Source organism: Klebsiella sp. YJ (genome assembly GCF_002108615.1).
Taxonomy (GTDB): Bacteria; Pseudomonadota; Gammaproteobacteria; order Enterobacterales; family Enterobacteriaceae; genus Klebsiella; species Klebsiella planticola.
Genome location: NZ_MTEG01000027.1, coordinates 1 through 16921, shown reverse-complemented (window position 1 = coordinate 16921; position 16921 = coordinate 1). Strand labels below are relative to the sequence as shown.

The 16921-nt window shown below is 57.2% G+C and carries 12 protein-coding genes; 6 read left to right on the top strand and 6 right to left on the bottom strand.

Annotated elements, in window-relative coordinates:
- The first annotated feature begins 73 nt into the window (after positions 1-73).
- The 3 genes from sorE to pepE all read left to right on the top strand — a co-directional run bounded on the left by sorE (position 74) and on the right by pepE (position 3009).
- Complete coding sequence (gene sorE / locus BV390_RS23630) at positions 74-1303, top strand: L-sorbose 1-phosphate reductase (RefSeq protein ID WP_032689964.1); 1230 nt, start codon at positions 74-76, stop codon at positions 1301-1303.
- Positions 1296-2108, top strand: coding sequence for a shikimate 5-dehydrogenase (locus BV390_RS23625; RefSeq protein WP_085397420.1), 813 nt, complete (start codon positions 1296-1298; stop codon positions 2106-2108). The genes sorE and BV390_RS23625 overlap by 8 nt, the downstream gene beginning before the upstream one ends.
- A gap of 211 nt (positions 2109-2319) precedes the next feature.
- Positions 2320-3009 (top strand): dipeptidase PepE, encoded by a 690-nt coding sequence (gene pepE, locus BV390_RS23620; protein ID WP_049268289.1) that lies wholly within the window; start codon positions 2320-2322, stop codon positions 3007-3009.
- A gap of 87 nt (positions 3010-3096) precedes the next feature.
- Here the strand turns inward: pepE and BV390_RS23615 are convergent, their stop codons facing one another.
- Together BV390_RS23615 and metH are read right to left on the bottom strand one after the other, a co-directional pair.
- Positions 3097-4728, bottom strand: coding sequence for a Na/Pi cotransporter family protein (locus BV390_RS23615; protein ID WP_032689968.1), 1632 nt, complete (start codon positions 4726-4728; stop codon positions 3097-3099).
- Positions 4729-4949: 221 nt separating this feature from the next.
- Complete coding sequence (gene metH, locus BV390_RS23610; protein ID WP_032698396.1) at positions 4950-8633, bottom strand: methionine synthase; 3684 nt, start codon at positions 8631-8633, stop codon at positions 4950-4952.
- 196 nt (positions 8634-8829) lie between these two features.
- Between metH and iclR the strand changes: the two genes are divergently transcribed.
- Together iclR and BV390_RS23600 are read left to right on the top strand one after the other, a co-directional pair.
- The gene (iclR, locus tag BV390_RS23605; protein ID WP_032689970.1) at positions 8830-9657 is read left to right on the top strand and encodes a glyoxylate bypass operon transcriptional repressor IclR; all 828 of its coding nucleotides are present in this window, start codon (positions 8830-8832) and stop codon (positions 9655-9657) included.
- Positions 9658-9666: 9 nt separating this feature from the next.
- On the top strand, positions 9667-10071 hold the full coding sequence (locus BV390_RS23600) for an ASCH domain-containing protein (protein ID WP_139156012.1): 405 nt from the start codon (positions 9667-9669) through the stop codon (positions 10069-10071).
- 9 nt (positions 10072-10080) lie between these two features.
- Here BV390_RS23600 and aceK read toward each other — a convergent pair whose 3' ends face one another.
- From aceK to metA, 4 genes are all read right to left on the bottom strand, one after another.
- Positions 10081-11823, bottom strand: coding sequence for a bifunctional isocitrate dehydrogenase kinase/phosphatase (aceK, locus tag BV390_RS23595; protein WP_046853257.1), 1743 nt, complete (start codon positions 11821-11823; stop codon positions 10081-10083).
- A 101-nt stretch (positions 11824-11924) separates the two neighbouring features.
- Complete coding sequence (aceA, locus tag BV390_RS23590) at positions 11925-13229, bottom strand: isocitrate lyase (protein WP_032689983.1); 1305 nt, start codon at positions 13227-13229, stop codon at positions 11925-11927.
- Between the two features lie 96 nt (positions 13230-13325).
- Complete coding sequence (aceB, locus tag BV390_RS23585; RefSeq protein ID WP_032689973.1) at positions 13326-14927, bottom strand: malate synthase A; 1602 nt, start codon at positions 14925-14927, stop codon at positions 13326-13328.
- Between the two features lie 260 nt (positions 14928-15187).
- On the bottom strand, positions 15188-16117 hold the full coding sequence (gene metA, locus BV390_RS23580) for a homoserine O-acetyltransferase MetA (protein ID WP_032689974.1): 930 nt from the start codon (positions 16115-16117) through the stop codon (positions 15188-15190).
- Positions 16118-16272: 155 nt separating this feature from the next.
- Between metA and BV390_RS23575 the strand changes: the two genes are divergently transcribed.
- The gene (locus BV390_RS23575) at positions 16273-16716 is read left to right on the top strand and encodes an acetyltransferase (protein WP_032698403.1); all 444 of its coding nucleotides are present in this window, start codon (positions 16273-16275) and stop codon (positions 16714-16716) included.
- Positions 16717-16921 lie beyond the last annotated feature (205 nt).

Genomic DNA, 16921 nt, shown 5'->3' with positions numbered 1-16921 from the left:
TTATTCGGCCCCGGTCGCACCGGGGCCACTTCAATAAGCTAACCCCGTAGTAAAAGGGGATGAGGTGGTAAACATGAAAACGACAGCTCTACGCCTTTACGGTAAACGCGACCTGCGTCTGGAAACCTTTGCACTCCCGGAAATGCAGGATGACGAGATCCTGGCCCGCGTGGTCACCGATAGCCTGTGCCTCTCTTCCTGGAAAGAGGCCAACCAGGGGGAAAACCATAAAAAGGTGCCGGACGACGTGGCGGTGAACCCGATCATTATCGGCCATGAATTCTGCGGTGAAATCCTCGCGGTCGGGAAAAAGTGGCAGCATAAATTCCAGGCCGGTCAGCGCTATGTGATTCAGGCCAACCTGCAGCTGCCGGATCGCCCCGATTGCCCCGGCTACTCCTTCCCGTGGATCGGTGGCGAAGCGACTCACGTGGTGATCCCGGATGAGGTCATGACGCAAGATTGTCTGCTCACCTGGGAAGGCGATACCTGGTTTGAAGGCTCGCTGGTCGAACCGCTCTCCTGCGTGATCGGTGCATTCAACGCCAACTATCATCTGCAGGAAGGGAGCTATAACCATGTGATGGGGATCCGACCTCAGGGCCGCACGCTGATCCTCGGCGGTACCGGCCCCATGGGGCTGCTGGCGATCGACTACGCCCTGCATGGGCCGGTCAACCCTTCCCTGTTGGTGGTGACCGATACCAACAAACCGAAGCTGAGCTATGCCCGCCAGCATTATCCGTCAGAACCGCAAACGCTGATCCATTACCTCGACGGGCACGATGCCGGACGCGAGACGCTGATGGCGCTGAGCGGCGGCCACGGCTTTGACGATATTTTCGTCTTCGTGCCGAAAGAGGAGCTGATTACCATGGCCTCTTCGCTGCTGGCCCCCGACGGCTGTCTGAACTTCTTTGCCGGCCCGCAGGATAAGCAGTTCAGCGCTCCGATAAACTTTTACGACGTGCATTATGCCTTTACGCATTACGTCGGTACTTCCGGCGGCAATACTGACGATATGCGGGCCGCCGTGGCGCTGATGCAGGCGAAAAAAGTCCAGGCGGCGAAAGTGGTGACCCATATTCTCGGACTCAATGCGGCGGGTGAAACTACCCTCGATTTACCGGCCGTCGGCGGCGGTAAAAAGCTGGTGTATACCGAAAAATCACTTCCCCTGACCCCTCTTGGCGCCATTGCTGACCCTGAACTGGCGGCCATTATGGCGCGTCATCACGGGATCTGGTCCGCCGAAGCGGAACGGTACCTGCTGGCCCACGCACCGGACATTGCTCATGATTAATCGCGAAACTCAGCTCTGCATGTCGCTGGCCGGCCGGCCAGGCAACTTCGGTACCCGTTTTCACAACTATCTGTATGAGAAGCTGGGGCTGAATTTTATCTATAAAGCCTTTACCACGCAGGATATCGCCGCCGCAGTGGGAGGGGTACGGGCGCTGGGGATTCGCGGTTGCGCGGTCTCGATGCCGTTTAAAGAGAGCTGCATGCCCTTCCTTGACGCCATCGATCCTTCGGCCAGGGTAATTGATTCCGTCAATACCATCGTTAACGACAACGGCAGATTGACCGGACTCAACACCGACTATATCGCGGTGAAGAGCCTGATCGACAGCCACCAGCTGGATACCCATGCCAGCGTGATGATTCAGGGTAGCGGCGGCATGGGGAAAGCGGTTATCGCCGCCTTTCGCGACGCCGGTTTTCGCGATGTGGTTATCGCCGCCCGCAATCGCGACAGCGGCCTGGCGCTGGCGAAACAGTACGGTTTTCAGTGGCAGCCGCAGCCTGAAGGGAGCAGGGCCGATATTCTGGTCAACGTCACACCGCTCGGCATGGCCGGCGGTACGCAAAGCGACACCCTGGCATTCAGCCAGTCGATGGTTGGGCAGGCTCAGGTCGTGTTCGACGTGGTGGCCCTGCCGTCGCAAACACCGCTGATTCGTCTGGCGCAGAGGCTGGATAAGCAGATTATCAGCGGCGCGGAGGTGATTGCGCTGCAGGCGGTGGAACAATTCGCGCTTTATACCGGCGTACGTCCGGATGCCGATCTCGTCAACGAGGCTGCGGCATTTGCGCGCGCGGGGTAAGCCTGAGCGCCAGGGAGGGCGCTCTTACCCGGTGTCCTGGTTTCATACTCTTTGCCTCCCCTTCACCGTTCCCCTCTTCTCACTCGTCACAACAGCAAGAGACCCGGTGTCGCGCCGCCACCTTGCAACATCGTGAGCCATATCAGTGAGCCTGCGGGCAACCGGTGGTAGGATCGCCTGCGACTCTGTAACCTGGCTAAATGGAGAAAAGATGGAACTGCTGTTATTGAGTAACTCGTCGCTACCCGGCAAAGCATGGCTGGAACATGCGCTGCCGCTGATTGCCGGACAGCTAAATGGACGCCGTTCCGCGGTGTTTATCCCCTTTGCCGGGGTGACGCAAACCTGGGATGACTACACGGCCAAAGCCGCCGGGGTGCTCGCCCCGCTTGGCGTTTCCGTCACCGGTATTCACCGCGTCGCCGACCCGGTGGCGGCGATTGCCGCCGCTGAAGTGGTGATTGTCGGCGGCGGCAATACTTTTCAGCTGCTGAAAGAGTGCCGTGGACGCGGGCTTTTGGCGCCAGTTGTGGACGTTGTGAAGCGTGGCGCGCTGTACATCGGCTGGAGCGCGGGCGCAAATCTCGCCTGCCCGACCATCCGCACCACCAACGATATGCCGATTGTCGATCCGCAGGGTTTTGACGCGCTGGGGCTGTTCCCGCTGCAGATTAACCCGCACTTTACCAACGCGCTGCCGGAAGGACATCAGGGCGAAACCCGTGAGCAGCGTATTCGCGAACTGCTGGTCGTGGCCCCGGAGCTGACGATCGTCGGCCTACCGGAAGGCAACTGGATTCAGGTGACACAGGGGCAGGCCACCCTCGGCGGCCCGAACCCGACGCTGCTGTTTAAAGCCGGTGAGGAAGCGGTGCCTCTGCAGGCCGGTCACCGCTTTTAAGATGACGGTTCCCGGCTTGCGGCGTCAGCGTCGTCGCCGGGATATCGCCCCCGTGACCGGTTAATCCGCCGACGGCAGGAAAACGACTTAGTATTCATCCCGATCGTCATCTTCATCCGGCTGCTCCATCACGCTATAAGCCACCGAGCAGAACAACGAGTTCAGGCGTTTCATATCCCCCAGTAACCCCAGATGCAGCGAGCTGGTCTCGATACTCTGCACGTTTTGCTGGTGCAGACGGTCGACGTGCGCGTGCGAGTAGCGGCGGTTCAGGATGCGGAAACGATGCTTGTTGCGGCGCAGGCGTCGGGCGCTCGGGACATCGCTGGAGAAAAAGACCGACATCGCCAGTTGTAGGTTGCTGAGCAGCTGCTCGTACAGCCCGTCCAGCTCCTTCAGCCCTTCCACCGAAAAGGCGCGGCGCGCCGCCAGCGATTTATCGGCGATTTCGCTGCCCATTCTCTCGACGATATCGGAAGCCTGCTCCAGATTGAGCGCCATTTCGATGATCTCCGCCCAGCGGCGGGACTCTTCTTCGGCCAGCTCATCTTTCGGCATGCGGGCCAGATAGAGCTTGATCGCGGTGTAGAGCACGTTGATATCGTCCGCCAGCCTGCGCAACTCTTTCTCCTCCCGCGGCTCGCCGTGCATCACCTTGTGCAGCCCCTCGAGCATCTGCTCCATCGCGTCGCCAATGCGCAACGTTTCGCGTGCGGCATTCGCCAACGCCAGCGCCGGCGTATCCAGCGCCGTGGTATCCAGATGTTTTGGTTTGAGGTGGAGGTCCTGCTCGGGATCCTCACGAATCATCCGTTTGCAGAGTCTGGCCATGGGCTCGGCAAAGGGCACCATCGCCACGCAGCGAATCAGGTTGTAGAAGACGTGGAAGTAGATAACCAGTTCCGATTCCGGCAGCGGCATACGGTGCATCGCATTGGCCAGCACATGCACAAACGGCAGAATAATCAGACTCCCCACCAGCTTGAACAACAGACTGCCGAGCGCCACGCGGCGCGCAGAAGCGTTGGCGGCGCTGTTGTTGATCATCGCCAGAATCCCCGAACCGAGGTTGGCGCCAATCACCAGGCACAGCGCCACCGGAAACGAAATCACCCCGGTGGAAGTCAGGGTTGCCGTTAACAGCACGGCCGCCAGGCTGGAGTAGCTGATGATGGCAAACATGGCGCCAATCAGCGCGTCGAGCATAATGTCGCCGGTCAGCGAGGCGAAAATCACCTGCACGCCATTTGCCTGGGTGATGGGATGAACCGCCTGCACAATCAGTTCCAGCGCTAGCAGAATCAGCCCCAGGCCGATCCCCACCCGTCCGAGCTGGCCGGCACGCGTTTGTTTGCGTCCGAGGAAAAAAATCACGCCGATAAAAATCAGCAGCGGCGACAGCCACGACAGATCGAAGGTCAGCACCCTCGCCATCAATGCGGTCCCCACATCGGCCCCCAGCACAATCACCAGCGCAGGCGTCAGCGCGACCAGATCCTGAGCGACAAATGAGGTCACCAGCATGGTGGTGGCATTACTGCTCTGGACCAGAGCCGTGACGCCAATCCCCGCGCAGAAGGCGAGCGGTTTTTTCTCAACGCTACTACTGAGGACGGAACGCAGGCGCGCGCCAAATACGCGCATCACGCCGGTACGAACGATGTGGGTGCCCCAGACCAGCAGGGCAACAGCAGACAGCAGATGCAGCAGAGTTAACACGGATTCTTATTCTCCTTATTACCCGACGGATATATACCGATAACCCGTCCTGAACGCGCCGGGCTTATCCGGGCGATATCGTCCGGAGCGATATCAGGCGATGCCGGCCGTTGTGGATCAATACTCCAGTATAAGGGTTTAACCACAATAAAGAGACAGGGCGCCCTGATGGCGCCCTGTAAGTTGTAAGCTAAGATGACGGATTTGTGACCGGTCGCGTTCTAGTCCGCGTCATATCCCAGGTTTGGCGCCAGCCAGCGTTCAACTTCCGCAGGCGTCATCCCTTTCCGCTGGGCATAATCTTCCACCTGATCGCGCTGAATTTGCGCCACCGCGTAATACTTGCTGTCCGGATGGCTGAAGTACCAGCCGGAAACCGATGCGCCCGGCCACATGGCGAACGACTCGGTCAGCTTCATACCGGTATGCGCCTCGACATCCAGCAGTTCCCAGATCACCGCTTTTTCCGTGTGCTCCGGACAGGCCGGGTAGCCCGGCGCGGGACGAATCCCCTGGTAGTTTTCGCGGATCAGCTCCTCGTTACTGAGGTTCTCATTCGCCGCATAGCCCCAGTAGACCTTACGCACGCGTTCATGCAGGTATTCGGCAAACGCTTCCGCCAGACGGTCGGCGATGGCTTTGACCATAATCTTGTTGTAATCATCGTGCTGCGCATCAAACGCTTCCGCCAGCGCGTCCTCTTCCAGCCCGCCGGTCACCGCAAATGCGCCGAGGTAGTCAGCTTTGCCGCTGAGCTTCGGCGCCACAAAATCGGCAAGGCAGTAGTTGGCAAAGCCGACTTTCTCCGTCTGCTGACGCAGATGGTGGCTGACCGTCAGCACATGGGTACGGGTTTCATCGCGGTAGATTTCAATGTCATCCCCCACCCGGTTGGCCGGGAATAACCCCACCACGCCGCGCGGATTCAGCGTCTTCTCTGCGCTCAGTTTATCCAGCATCTCGTTAGCATCGTGGAACAACCGCTTCGCCTCTTCGCCGACTACCTCGTCTTCCAGAATGCGTGGATACTTCCCGGCCAGCGACCAGGTCATAAAGAATGGCGTCCAGTCGATGTAGTTGCGCAGGGTTTCGATGCTGGCTTCCACGCTCTGCACGCCCAGACGATGGGCAACCGGTGGCGTGTAGCTGGCCCAGTCAAAGGCCAGATCGTTCTCACGAGCGGCAGCCAGGGTCACCGGCGGCGTGCGTGGTTTCTTGCGAGCGTGCTGGATACGCACGGTTTCATACTCGCGACGCGTGCGCGCAACAAAATCATCGTGCTGTGTGTCGGAGAGCAGAGCCGAGACCACGCCCACGGTGCGCGAGGCGTTCTGAACATAGACCGTCGGGCCGCTGTAGTTCTGCTCGATTTTGACCGCCGTATGGGCCTTCGACGTCGTGGCCCCGCCAATCAGCAGCGGAATGGTAAAGCCCTGGCGTTCCATCTCTTTCGCCACGTTAACCATCTCGTCCAGCGACGGGGTAATCAGCCCGGAGAGGCCAATCAGGTCGGCATTCACTTCGCGGGCGGTTTTGAGGATTTTATCCGCCGGCACCATCACGCCAAGATCGATAATTTCGTAGTTATTGCACTGCAGCACCACGCCAACGATATTTTTACCGATGTCGTGGACGTCGCCTTTCACGGTCGCAATAACCATCTTGCCGTTGCTGGAGCCCTTTTCCTTGCTGGCTTCAATATACGGCTCCAGATAGGCGACCGCCTGTTTCATCACCCGGGCCGACTTCACCACCTGCGGCAGGAACATTTTACCTTCGCCGAACAGGTCGCCGACCACGTTCATCCCGTCCATCAGCGGGCCTTCGATCACTTCTATCGGCCGAGCGGCCTGCTGGCGCGCCTCTTCGGTATCCAGCTCGATAAACTCGGTAATGCCTTTTACCAGCGAGTATTCAAGCCGTTTTTTCACGTCCCAGCTGCGCCATTCCGCCTGCTGGGCGTTGGCGGAGTCGTCCGTTTTGCTGCCGCGGTATTTTTCCGCCAGCTCCAGCAGACGCTCGGTGCCGTCAGCATGACGGTTAAGGATCACGTCTTCGACGGCATCGCGCAGCTCAGCCGGCAGATCGTCATAAATCGCCAGCTGACCGGCGTTAACGATCCCCATATCCATGCCGTTACGGATGGCGTAGTAGAGGAAGACGGCGTGAATCGCTTCGCGAACCGGATCGTTGCCGCGGAACGAGAAGGAGACGTTTGAGACGCCGCCGGAAATCAGCGCGTGGGGCAGTTCGCGTTTAATGTCTTCACAGGCGCCGATAAAGTCCTGCGCATAGTTGTTGTGTTCTTCAATACCGGTGGCGACAGCGAAGATATTGGGGTCAAAAATAATATCTTCCGGCGGGAATCCCACCTCTTCGGTCAGAATCTTGTATGCCCGGCGGCAAATTTCAATTTTCCGCGCCCGGGTATCGGCCTGGCCCATTTCATCAAAGGCCATCACCACCACGGCAGCACCGTAGCGACGCACCTTCTTCGCATGCTCAACGAAGGCCTCTACGCCCTCTTTCATTGAGATGGAGTTGACGATACCTTTGCCCTGAATACATTTCAGACCCTTTTCGATGACATCCCATTTCGAGGAGTCGATCATAATCGGCACCCGGGCAATGTCGGGCTCGCCGGCGATCAGATTAAGGAAACGCACCATCGCCGCTTCCGCGTCGAGCATCCCCTCATCCATGTTGATATCGATAATCTGCGCGCCGCTTTCCACCTGCTGGCGGGCAACGTCCAGCGCTTCGTTATATTTTTCTTCTTTAATCAGGCGCTTGAATTTGGCTGAGCCGGTCACGTTGGTCCGCTCACCGACGTTAACAAACAGGCTGTCGTCGCCGATATTCAGCGGTTCCAGGCCGGCCAGACGGCAGGCGACCGGGATCTCCGGCAGCGCGCGCGGCGCGAGGCCCGTAACGGCGCGCGTCATGGCGGCGATATGTTCCGGCGTAGTGCCGCAGCAGCCGCCGACGATGTTCAGGAAACCCGATTCCGCCCATTCGCGAATCTGCGCCGCCATGGTGTCAGCGTCCAAATCGTATTCACCAAAGGCGTTCGGCAGCCCGGCATTGGGGTGCGCAGTGACATAGCATTCGGCAATGCGCGACAGCTCCTGCACGTACTGGCGCAGCTCATCTGGCCCCAGCGCGCAGTTCAGGCCGAAGGTGAGCGCATCGGCATGACGCAGGGAGTTATAAAAGGCTTCGGTGGTTTGCCCGGAGAGCGTACGCCCGGAGGCGTCGGTGATGGTACCGGAGATCATGATCGGCAGTTCAACGCCCAGCGCCTCAAACTCCTCTTTCACGGCGAAGATCGCCGCTTTGGCATTCAGGGTATCGAACACGGTCTCGATCAGAATCAGGTCAACGCCCCCTTCCACCAGCGCTTTGGTGGACTCGCGGTAAGCCTCCACCAGCCCATCAAAGGTAATATTGCGGTAGGCTGGATCGTTAACATCAGGGGAAATAGAGGCGGTGCGGTTGGTCGGGCCGAGCACGCCCGCGACGTAGCGCGGTTTTTCCGGCGTGCGGGAAGTCCACTCATCGGCGCAGGCGCGCGCCAGCTTTGCCGCGACAAAGTTGATTTCCGCCGACAGGGATTCCATCTGGTAATCCGCCATCGCGATAGTGGTCGAGTTAAAGGTGTTGGTTTCAATGATATCCGCCCCCGCCTCAAAGTAGGCGTCATGGATAGCGGTTATCACATCCGGCTTACTGAGCACCAGCAGATCGTTATTGCCTTTCAGATCGCATGGCCAGTCGGCAAAGCGTTCGCCGCGGAAGTCCTCTTCACTCAGACGATAGCCCTGGATCATGGTGCCCATGCCCCCATCCAGAACCAAAATACGTTTTTTTAACTGCTGATGCAGTTGTTCAACTTTGCTGCTCACACTCGCTCCCGACAACGCTCAACCAGACCGAAAAAACTCAACGGACCATACTGGCATAAAGCACCAGAGCGGAAAAGAGAACGACGGGCAATATGAGACATGTTCAGCTTCACTCCTCCGATCAGTCCGGTTGTGATTGCAAATCCGAAAAATAAAATGAAAACTATTTCCACGATACAGAAAAAAGGAATCTGCGATGGCCACTCCCGTTCCCGCTAAGCGCGGCAGAAAACCCGCGACGCCCGCCGCCCCCCAGGCTGGCGGCCAGGTTCAGTCGCTCACCCGTGGATTAAAATTGCTTGAATGGATTGCTGAGTCTCACAGCAGCGTGGCGCTGACTGAACTGGCCCAGCAGGCCGGGCTGCCCAACTCCACCACCCATCGTCTGCTGACGACCATGCAGCAGCTGGGCTTTGTCCGCCAGGTGGGTGAGCTGGGCCACTGGTCCGTGGGCGCACACGCCTTTGTAGTCGGCAGCAGCTTCCTGCAAAGCCGCAACCTGCTGGCAATCGTCCACCCGATCCTGCGCCAGCTGATGGAAGACTCCGGTGAAACCGTCAATCTGGCGGTGCTGGATCAAAGCGATCACCAGGCGATTATTATTGATCAGGTGCAGTGTACGCAGCTGATGCGCATGTCGGCGCCGATTGGCGGCAAGCTCCCGATGCACGCCTCCGGCGCGGGTAAAGCATTCCTGTCACAGCTCAGCGAAGAGCAGGTCACCGGTCTGCTGCATCGCAAAGGGCTGCATGCTTATACTCACGCCACGCTGGTCTCCCCGGTCCATCTGAAAGAGGATTTAGCCCAGACGCGCAAGCGCGGCTACTCATTTGATGATGAAGAACATGCCCTCGGTTTACGCTGCGTCGCCTCCTGTATTTATGACGAACACCGCGAACCGTTTGCCGCTATCTCTATTTCCGGGCCGATTTCCCGGATGACCGACGATCGCGTCACCGAACTGGGGGCGCTGGTGATTAAAGCGGCGAAAGAAGTGACGCTGGCCTACGGCGGCATGCGATAAATGAGCGATCTGAAGTCATACTGGCAGGATAAATACCCTTCTGCTTTCTGCTGGTCTTTCGGCGATTCACCTGAGCTGGCCGACGAACTGGCGGCCCTGGTCGTCGCGGGGAAAAAGCGAGGCACCTGCGGCTCGCTTGTCAGCTATCAGCAAGAGCAGCCGCCCGTGACGCCAGGGGCATACCACATTGTGCTGGACGGCAAAGGAAAAGCGGTATGTGTGATACGTACCCTGGCGCTCAGGCTCATCCGTTTTAACGAAATGAGCCCGGAGCTCGCCGCGCTGGAAGGCGAAGGCGATTTGAGCCTGGGTTACTGGCAATCGGCACATCGGGCCTTCTTTGAACGAGAGGGCAGCTGGGCGCCGGATATGGAGCTGGTGTACGAAGAGTTTGCCGTGATCGAGGCGGCCTGAACAGCACGCCTACCCCGCCTGCTGCAACGCGCCGTAGCGCACGCAAAAACGCTGACGGCGCCGATAGGCATAGACATCCTCTACATGGCCGTGACGAATGCGCGTCTGCAGCTCTCGCCAGTAGTCTGCCCGCAGCAGATCGGCGTGCATCTCTTCAAGCAGCGGCCCGATACGCGGATCAGCGCACAGCCAGTGGCGAAACTCTTCCGGGAAGACATCTCCCGGCGACACGCTGTACCACGGTTCGCTCGCCAGCTCATCTTCCGGATAGCGCGGCGGCGGAATGTCGCGGAAATTCACTTCGGTCATGTAGCAAATTTCATCGTAATCATAGAACACCACCCGGCCATGGCGGGTCACGCCGAAATTTTTAAACAGCATATCGCCGGGGAAAATATTGGCGGCGGCAAGCTGGCGAATCGCGTTGCCATACTCCTCCACCGCATCGCGCAGCGCCTGGCCACTCACCTGCTCCAGCCAGATATTCAGCGGGACCATCCGGCGTTCGATATAGAGATGGCTGATGACAATGCGATCGCCTAGATCGGTGATTTTTGCGCCGGCTTCCGTCTGCAGTAATGCCATCAGCGCCGGGGCAATCTGCCGTTTTTCCAGCACGAAGTTTTCAAACTCCTGGGTATCGGCCATTCTCCCGACGCGGTCATGTTCTTTTACCAGCTGATAGCAGGCGCGGACGTGGGCCGCGGTCATCTCCTTTTGCGGCGCAAAGCGGTCTTTGATCACCTTAAATACCCGGTCAAATCCCGGCAGAGTAAAGACCAGCATCACCATGCCGCGGATGCCCGGCGCCTCAATAAACTGCTCATCGCTGCGGGCAATATAGTGCAGGTATTCGCGATAGCTTTCCGTCTTCGCATGCTTCTGACAGCCAATCGCCATATACAGTTCGGCGGTAGTTTTACCCGGCAGAATGTCGCGCAGCCATTCCACCAGCGCACCGGGCAGCGGCGCGTAGACCATAAAATAAGAACGGGCGAAGCCAAACACGATGCTGGCTTCGGCGTGAGTCGTCAGACAGGTATCAATAAACAGTTCGCCCTCCTCGCTGCGATGGACTGGCAGCAAAAACGGCAGGGTTGCCACCGGCGTAACCAGCTTACCCACCAGCCAGGCGGCTTTATTGCGGTAAAAGAGTTCGTTCGCGATCTGCAAGTGGGAGCGGGATAACATCTCGCTTCCCAGCGCCTCCTGCAGGCTGGCGCTAATGTAGCCGATGTCGCGCGCCTTGTTTTGCCACGGCAGACGCAGGGGTAAGTCGGTGAGAACCTTGCTTAACAGCGTCTCCCAGCCGCGATCGGGAAAGAAGTTTTTCGCCAGCGGTCGTGGCAGGGAACGAAAGCTGCGCTCCGGCTGAGAACTGAAAATAAAAAGCCGCTCGGGTGTCAGCGAGCGGTGGTCAAACAACCGGCAATAGACAGAATTAAAAAAGCTCTCCGCAATCTCAAAGCGAGGGTAATCCGGCAGCAGGTGCGTGTACTGCTCTTTCACCCGCAGTAAAAAATCCACGTCGGTGCTTTTACCTTCGGTAATACAGCGCAGCTGTTCCACCACCAGCCCGACGTGATGATCATAAAGGTGAATTCGCTGCTTCATGGCCTGCTGAACCGCATGCCAGTCGGCATGTTCAAACCGCTGCTGCGCGCCTGAAGTCACTTCCAGAAAACGCCCGTACTGCGCGTCGAAGCCCTGTAAAATCGTTTGTGCAATCAATAATTCCAGGCCACGCGTCATCGCTTTTCCCCATCCGGCATCCGCTCATGCCGGATGGCGCGTTCGCTTATCCGGCCTACCGCTTTCGTAGGCCCGGTAAGCGCAGCGCCACCGGGCAGCAATCAGAACTGCTCTTCTTCCGTTGAACCGGTCAACGCCGTTACCGAGGAAGCCCCGCCCTGGATAATAGTGGTCACTTTATCAAAGTAGCCGGTGCCCACTTCCTGCTGATGAGAGACAAAGGTGTAGCCATCTTTAGCCGCGGCAAACTCTGGCTGCTGCACTTTCTCAACGTAGTGCTTCATGCCTTCGCCCTGCGCATAGGCATGGGCCAGGTCGAACATGTTGAACCACATGCTGTGGATCCCCGCCAGCGTGATGAACTGGTATTTGTAACCCATATCAGACAGCGACTGCTGGAAGTGAGCGATGGTGTTGTCATCAAGATTTTTCTTCCAGTTGAACGACGGCGAACAGTTGTAGGCCAGCAGTTTGCCCGGGAAACGCGCGTGAATCGCCTCGGCAAAGCGGCGCGCCTGCTCCAGATCGGGTTTCGAAGTTTCACACCACACCAGGTCCGCGTACGGCGCATAGGCCAGACCGCGACTGATTGCTTGTTCGATACCGGCATGAGTACGGAAAAATCCTTCGCTGGTGCGTTCGCCGGTGACAAACTCGCGATCGTACGGATCGCAATCAGACGTAATCAGATCGGCAGCATCGGCATCCGTTCGCGCAATCACCAGCGTCGGTACGCCCGTCACGTCCGCGGCCAAGCGCGCCGCGACCAGTTTCTGAATGGCTTCCTGCGTCGGCACCAGCACTTTGCCGCCCATATGGCCGCACTTCTTCACCGAAGCCAGCTGATCTTCAAAATGAACGGCCGCTGCACCGGCCTCAATCATCGATTTCATCAGCTCGAACGCGTTAAGCACACCGCCAAAACCCGCTTCGGCATCCGCCACGATCGGCAGAAAATAGTCGGTATAGCGCGGATCGCCCGGTTCAATCCCCGCCGACCACTGGATCTGATCCGCGCGACGGAAGGTGTTGTTGATCCGATCGACCACCGCAGGTACCGAGTTTGCAGGATACAGCGATTGATCCGGGTACATGCTGGAGGCGAGGTTGGCGTCCGCCGCCACCTGCCAGCCGGAGAGATAAATCGCCTCAATCCCGGCTTTCGCCTGCTGCAATGCCTGCCCGCCGGTCAGCGCGCCGAGGCTGTTGATGTAGCCTTTTTTCGCTTCGCCATGCAGCAGCCGCCACATTTTGGCCGCGCCAAGCTGCGCCAGCGTGCATTCCGGATTGACTGAGCCACGCAATTTCACCACGTCCTCAGCGCTATAGGGGCGGGTAATGCCTTCCCAACGCGGTTGTGTCCACTCTTTGTTTAATTCTTCGATTTGTTGGGTACGGGTTTTCATGTGCAGATGCTCCATTTATTTTCTCCTGGCTTCCCAGGTGTTATCGGTGAAAGCAGTTTGGCCGCGGCCAAAAAGACAAACCAAGTTGCCCGCTGGTTACGCCAGCAGGCGGTAGCCCGGCAGCGTCAGGAAGTCGATTAACTCCTCTGAGGTGGTGATCTGTTCCATCAGGCGTGCGGCATCGTCAAAACGTCCGCTGCTGTAGCGGTGTTCGCCGAGCTCGTCCTGAATGACCATCAGCTCTTCCGCTAACCACTGACGAAACAGCGTCTTGGTGACCGGCGTGCCGTCACTGAGGGTTTTCTGATGGTGAATCCATTGCCAGATGGAGGTCCGCGAAATTTCGGCGGTCGCCGCATCTTCCATCAGACCGTAAATCGGGACGCAGCCATTACCGGAGATCCAGGCTTCGATATACTGCACCGCAACACGAATATTGGCGCGCATCCCCGCCTCCGTACGTTCGCCCTCACAGGGCGCCAGCAGCTGGTCGGCGGTTATCGGCGCATCGTCTTCCCGGCTGACGAACAGCTGGTTAGGGCGTTCGCCCAGGACCTGGTTGAAGACGGCCATGGCGGTATCCGCCAGCCCCGGATGCGCGATCCAGGTGCCGTCGTGGCCATTTTTCGCTTCCAGCTCTTTATCTGCGGTAACTTTGGCGAGGACCTGGCGGTTACGGTCGGCATCTTTGCTGGGGATAAACGCCGCCATTCCCCCCATCGCGAACGCGCCGCGTTTATGGCAGGTCTTAATCAACAGACGCGAATAGGCGCTGAGGAACGGCTTATCCATCGTGACAACCTGACGGTCGGGTAAGACGCGGTCGCCATGATTTTTTAATGTTTTGATATAGCTGAAAATGTAATCCCAGCGTCCGCAGTTCAGACCGACAATATGGTCCCGCAGCGCATGCAGAATCTCATCCATCTGGAACACCGCTGGCAGGGTTTCAATTAACAGCGTGGCCTTAATCGTGCCGCGCGGCAGTCCAAACCGGTCTTCGGTATAGCTAAAGACATCGCCCCACCATGCCGCTTCCTGCCAGGCCTGGGTTTTCGGCAGGTAGAAGTAAGGACCGCTGCCTTTTGCCAGCAGGTTTTTGTAGTTGTGAAAAAAATAGAGCGCGAAATCAAACAGGCTGCCGGGAATCGACTCGCCGCGCCACGTCACATGCTTTTCCGGCAGATGCAGGCCGCGCACGCGGCATACCAGTACCGCGGGATTGGGCTTCAGCTGGTAAATCTTGCCGGATTCATTGGTGTAGCTGATGGTGCCATTCACCGCATCGCGCAGATTAATCTGGCCATCAATGACTTTGTTCCAGTCCGGGGCCAGCGAGTCCTCAAAATCTGCCATAAAGACTTTCACATTGGCGTTGAGGGCGTTAATCACCATTTTGCGCTCTACCGGTCCGGTGATTTCCACCCGACGATCCTGTAAATCGGCGGGAATACCGCGAATCGTCCAGTCACCATTTCTAATGGAATCCGTTTCCGAAATAAAATCAGGCAGTCTTCCTGCGTCAATCGCCTGCTGTTGCTGAATACGTGCCGCCAGTAGTTTATTGCGCTCAGGCGTAAAGCGGCTCACCAGTTCCGTCAGAAACTCTACCGCCTCAGGCGTTAAAATCTGCTTTTCCTGCTCGCCATAAGGCCGGCTGAAGGCCAGTTCGTCAGTTATTGTCGCCTGTTGCGTCATTTTGTAGCTCCTATTGGTTGATCCAGTTGGCGCGAGTGAACGATCGTTGTCTGGTTTTCGCTCAACACAATTAAGACTACTCAATAAAATTACAAAATCAAAAACAATTTCCATTTTTAATTTAATATACAATCAACATATTGATAACATTGAAGTTAAAGTTATTCTTTATCGTGAGTTGAATTTCGGAAACAAAAAAGGCACCCGAAGGTGCCAGAGGCAAAATGCTGAAACGCTTTAGGATCGCGTTATCTGGAGGATTAATCCAAAGTCGGATTCATATTCCGCAGATCGTATGGAGTGATCTGGTAGACGTAATAGTTAAGCCAGTTTGCAAACAGCAGATTTCCATGGCTGCGCCAGGTGGCCCGCGGTTTGTTTTGCGGATCGTTTTGCGGAAAATAATTATACGGAATGTCCGGACTCAGGCCGGCTTCCACATCGCGGAAAAATTCGCTGGCCAGGGTGTGGGCGTCGTATTCCGGGTGGCCGGTCACAAAGGCGATTCGCTTATCTTTGCTGGCAAACAGGTAGGCATCACCCTCTTCCGTTTCTGCCAGGATCTCTAAATCGGTATAGTCGCGAATCAGCGCCGCCGGGAAATCCGCATAGCGAGAGTGCGGGGCGAGGAAAGAGTCATCAAAACCGCGGGTCAGCAGCGCGTGAGGATGCAGAATATGATGCTCATAGACGCCGGAAATTTTTTCTGCGCGGGTCTGCTTAGGAATGCCGTACAGAATATTGAGTGCGGCCTGTACCGCCCAACAGACAAAAAGCGTAGAGGTGACGTGATCTTTCGCCCACTCCAGCACCTGCTTGATCTGCGGCCAGTAGGCAACATCGTTAAATTCAACCAGCCCCAGCGGGGCGCCGGTGACGATCAGGCCGTCAAAGTTCTGGTCGCAAATATCGTCGAAGTTACAGTAGAAGTTATTCAGGTGTTCACTTGGCGTATTGCGGGATTCACGCGCATCGATACGTAGAAGCTGGATATCAAGCTGCAGCGGAGAGTTCGAAAGCAGGCGCAGGAACTGATTCTCCGTCTCGATTTTTTTCGGCATCAGGTTAAGGATAAGTACCTTCAGCGGACGAATTTCCTGAGTTGTTGCACGCGTAGTGGTCATCACAAAGACGTTCTCACTACGCAAGAAATTGACGGCTGGTAGCTCGTCCTGCACCCGAATCGGCATAACTTGATTACCTCATAGCATACGTATAAACGTTTAGACATCCAGACAGCTAACAATAACCAGGAATAATGAAAATGTCGAGTCTGCAAGCAGAAGGTGAGAAAGTTTCAACCATCTCCAGGATAGAATACAGCGGTTAATCGCAAGGAAATATCATGAATATAGTGATTCGACGTTCGCGCAGTGATGAGAGCGAACAACTGATTGAAATCTGGCGTCGTTCCGTCGATGCAACGCATCATTTTCTTTCAGCGCAGGACCGAAGGGAAATTGAGCGGCAGGTGTGCGCATTTTTTCCTCAGGCGCCGCTATGGGTTGCGGTCACGAATGAGGACAAGCCCTGCGCATTGATGCTGCTGTCTGAACGGCATCTGGAAGCCCTTTTTGTTGATCCTGACTTTCGCGGTATGGGCGTGGGTCGCCAGTTAGTCATGTATGCTCTGGAATTGATCCCCCGACTCACAACCGATGTGAATGAGCAGAACGCGCAGGCGGTAGGGTTTTACGCGAATATGGGGTTTGTGGTTAGCGGGCGATCCGCTCATGATGACCATGGCCGCCCCTACCCGCTGCTGCATTTGCGTTATGACGCGCGTTGAAACGCAAAAAGCCCGTCGGTGAGGACGGGCTTCTTACTGAACTGATGGCTGGCCGCGGTGCATGCGTCGTCGTATCACTGATGCTCACCCCTCCGGGACCGGCCTCCGGCGGTTCAACAGCGTTGCCGGCGATGTTGTCCTGCTCCCGGTGAGCGTTTCCCGACAAACAACAGATAAAACAAAAGGCCCAGTCTTTCGACTGAGC

What these genes read in the sequence shown, in the direction of transcription:
- sorE (WP_032689964.1), top strand. Translation starts at nt 74, where the DNA reads ATGAAAACGACAGCTCTACGCCTTTACGGTAAACGCGACCTGCGTCTG.
- BV390_RS23625 (WP_085397420.1), top strand. Translation starts at nt 1,296, where the DNA reads ATGATTAATCGCGAAACTCAGCTCTGCATGTCGCTGGCCGGCCGGCCA.
- pepE (WP_049268289.1), top strand. Translation starts at nt 2,320, where the DNA reads ATGGAACTGCTGTTATTGAGTAACTCGTCGCTACCCGGCAAAGCATGG.
- iclR (WP_032689970.1), top strand. Translation starts at nt 8,830, where the DNA reads ATGGCCACTCCCGTTCCCGCTAAGCGCGGCAGAAAACCCGCGACGCCC.
- aceK (WP_046853257.1), bottom strand. Translation starts at nt 11,823, where the DNA reads ATGACGCGTGGCCTGGAATTATTGATTGCACAAACGATTTTACAGGGC.
- aceA (WP_032689983.1), bottom strand. Translation starts at nt 13,229, where the DNA reads ATGAAAACCCGTACCCAACAAATCGAAGAATTAAACAAAGAGTGGACA.
- aceB (WP_032689973.1), bottom strand. Translation starts at nt 14,927, where the DNA reads ATGACGCAACAGGCGACAATAACTGACGAACTGGCCTTCAGCCGGCCT.
- metA (WP_032689974.1), bottom strand. Translation starts at nt 16,117, where the DNA reads ATGCCGATTCGGGTGCAGGACGAGCTACCAGCCGTCAATTTCTTGCGT.
- BV390_RS23575 (WP_032698403.1), top strand. Translation starts at nt 16,273, where the DNA reads ATGAATATAGTGATTCGACGTTCGCGCAGTGATGAGAGCGAACAACTG.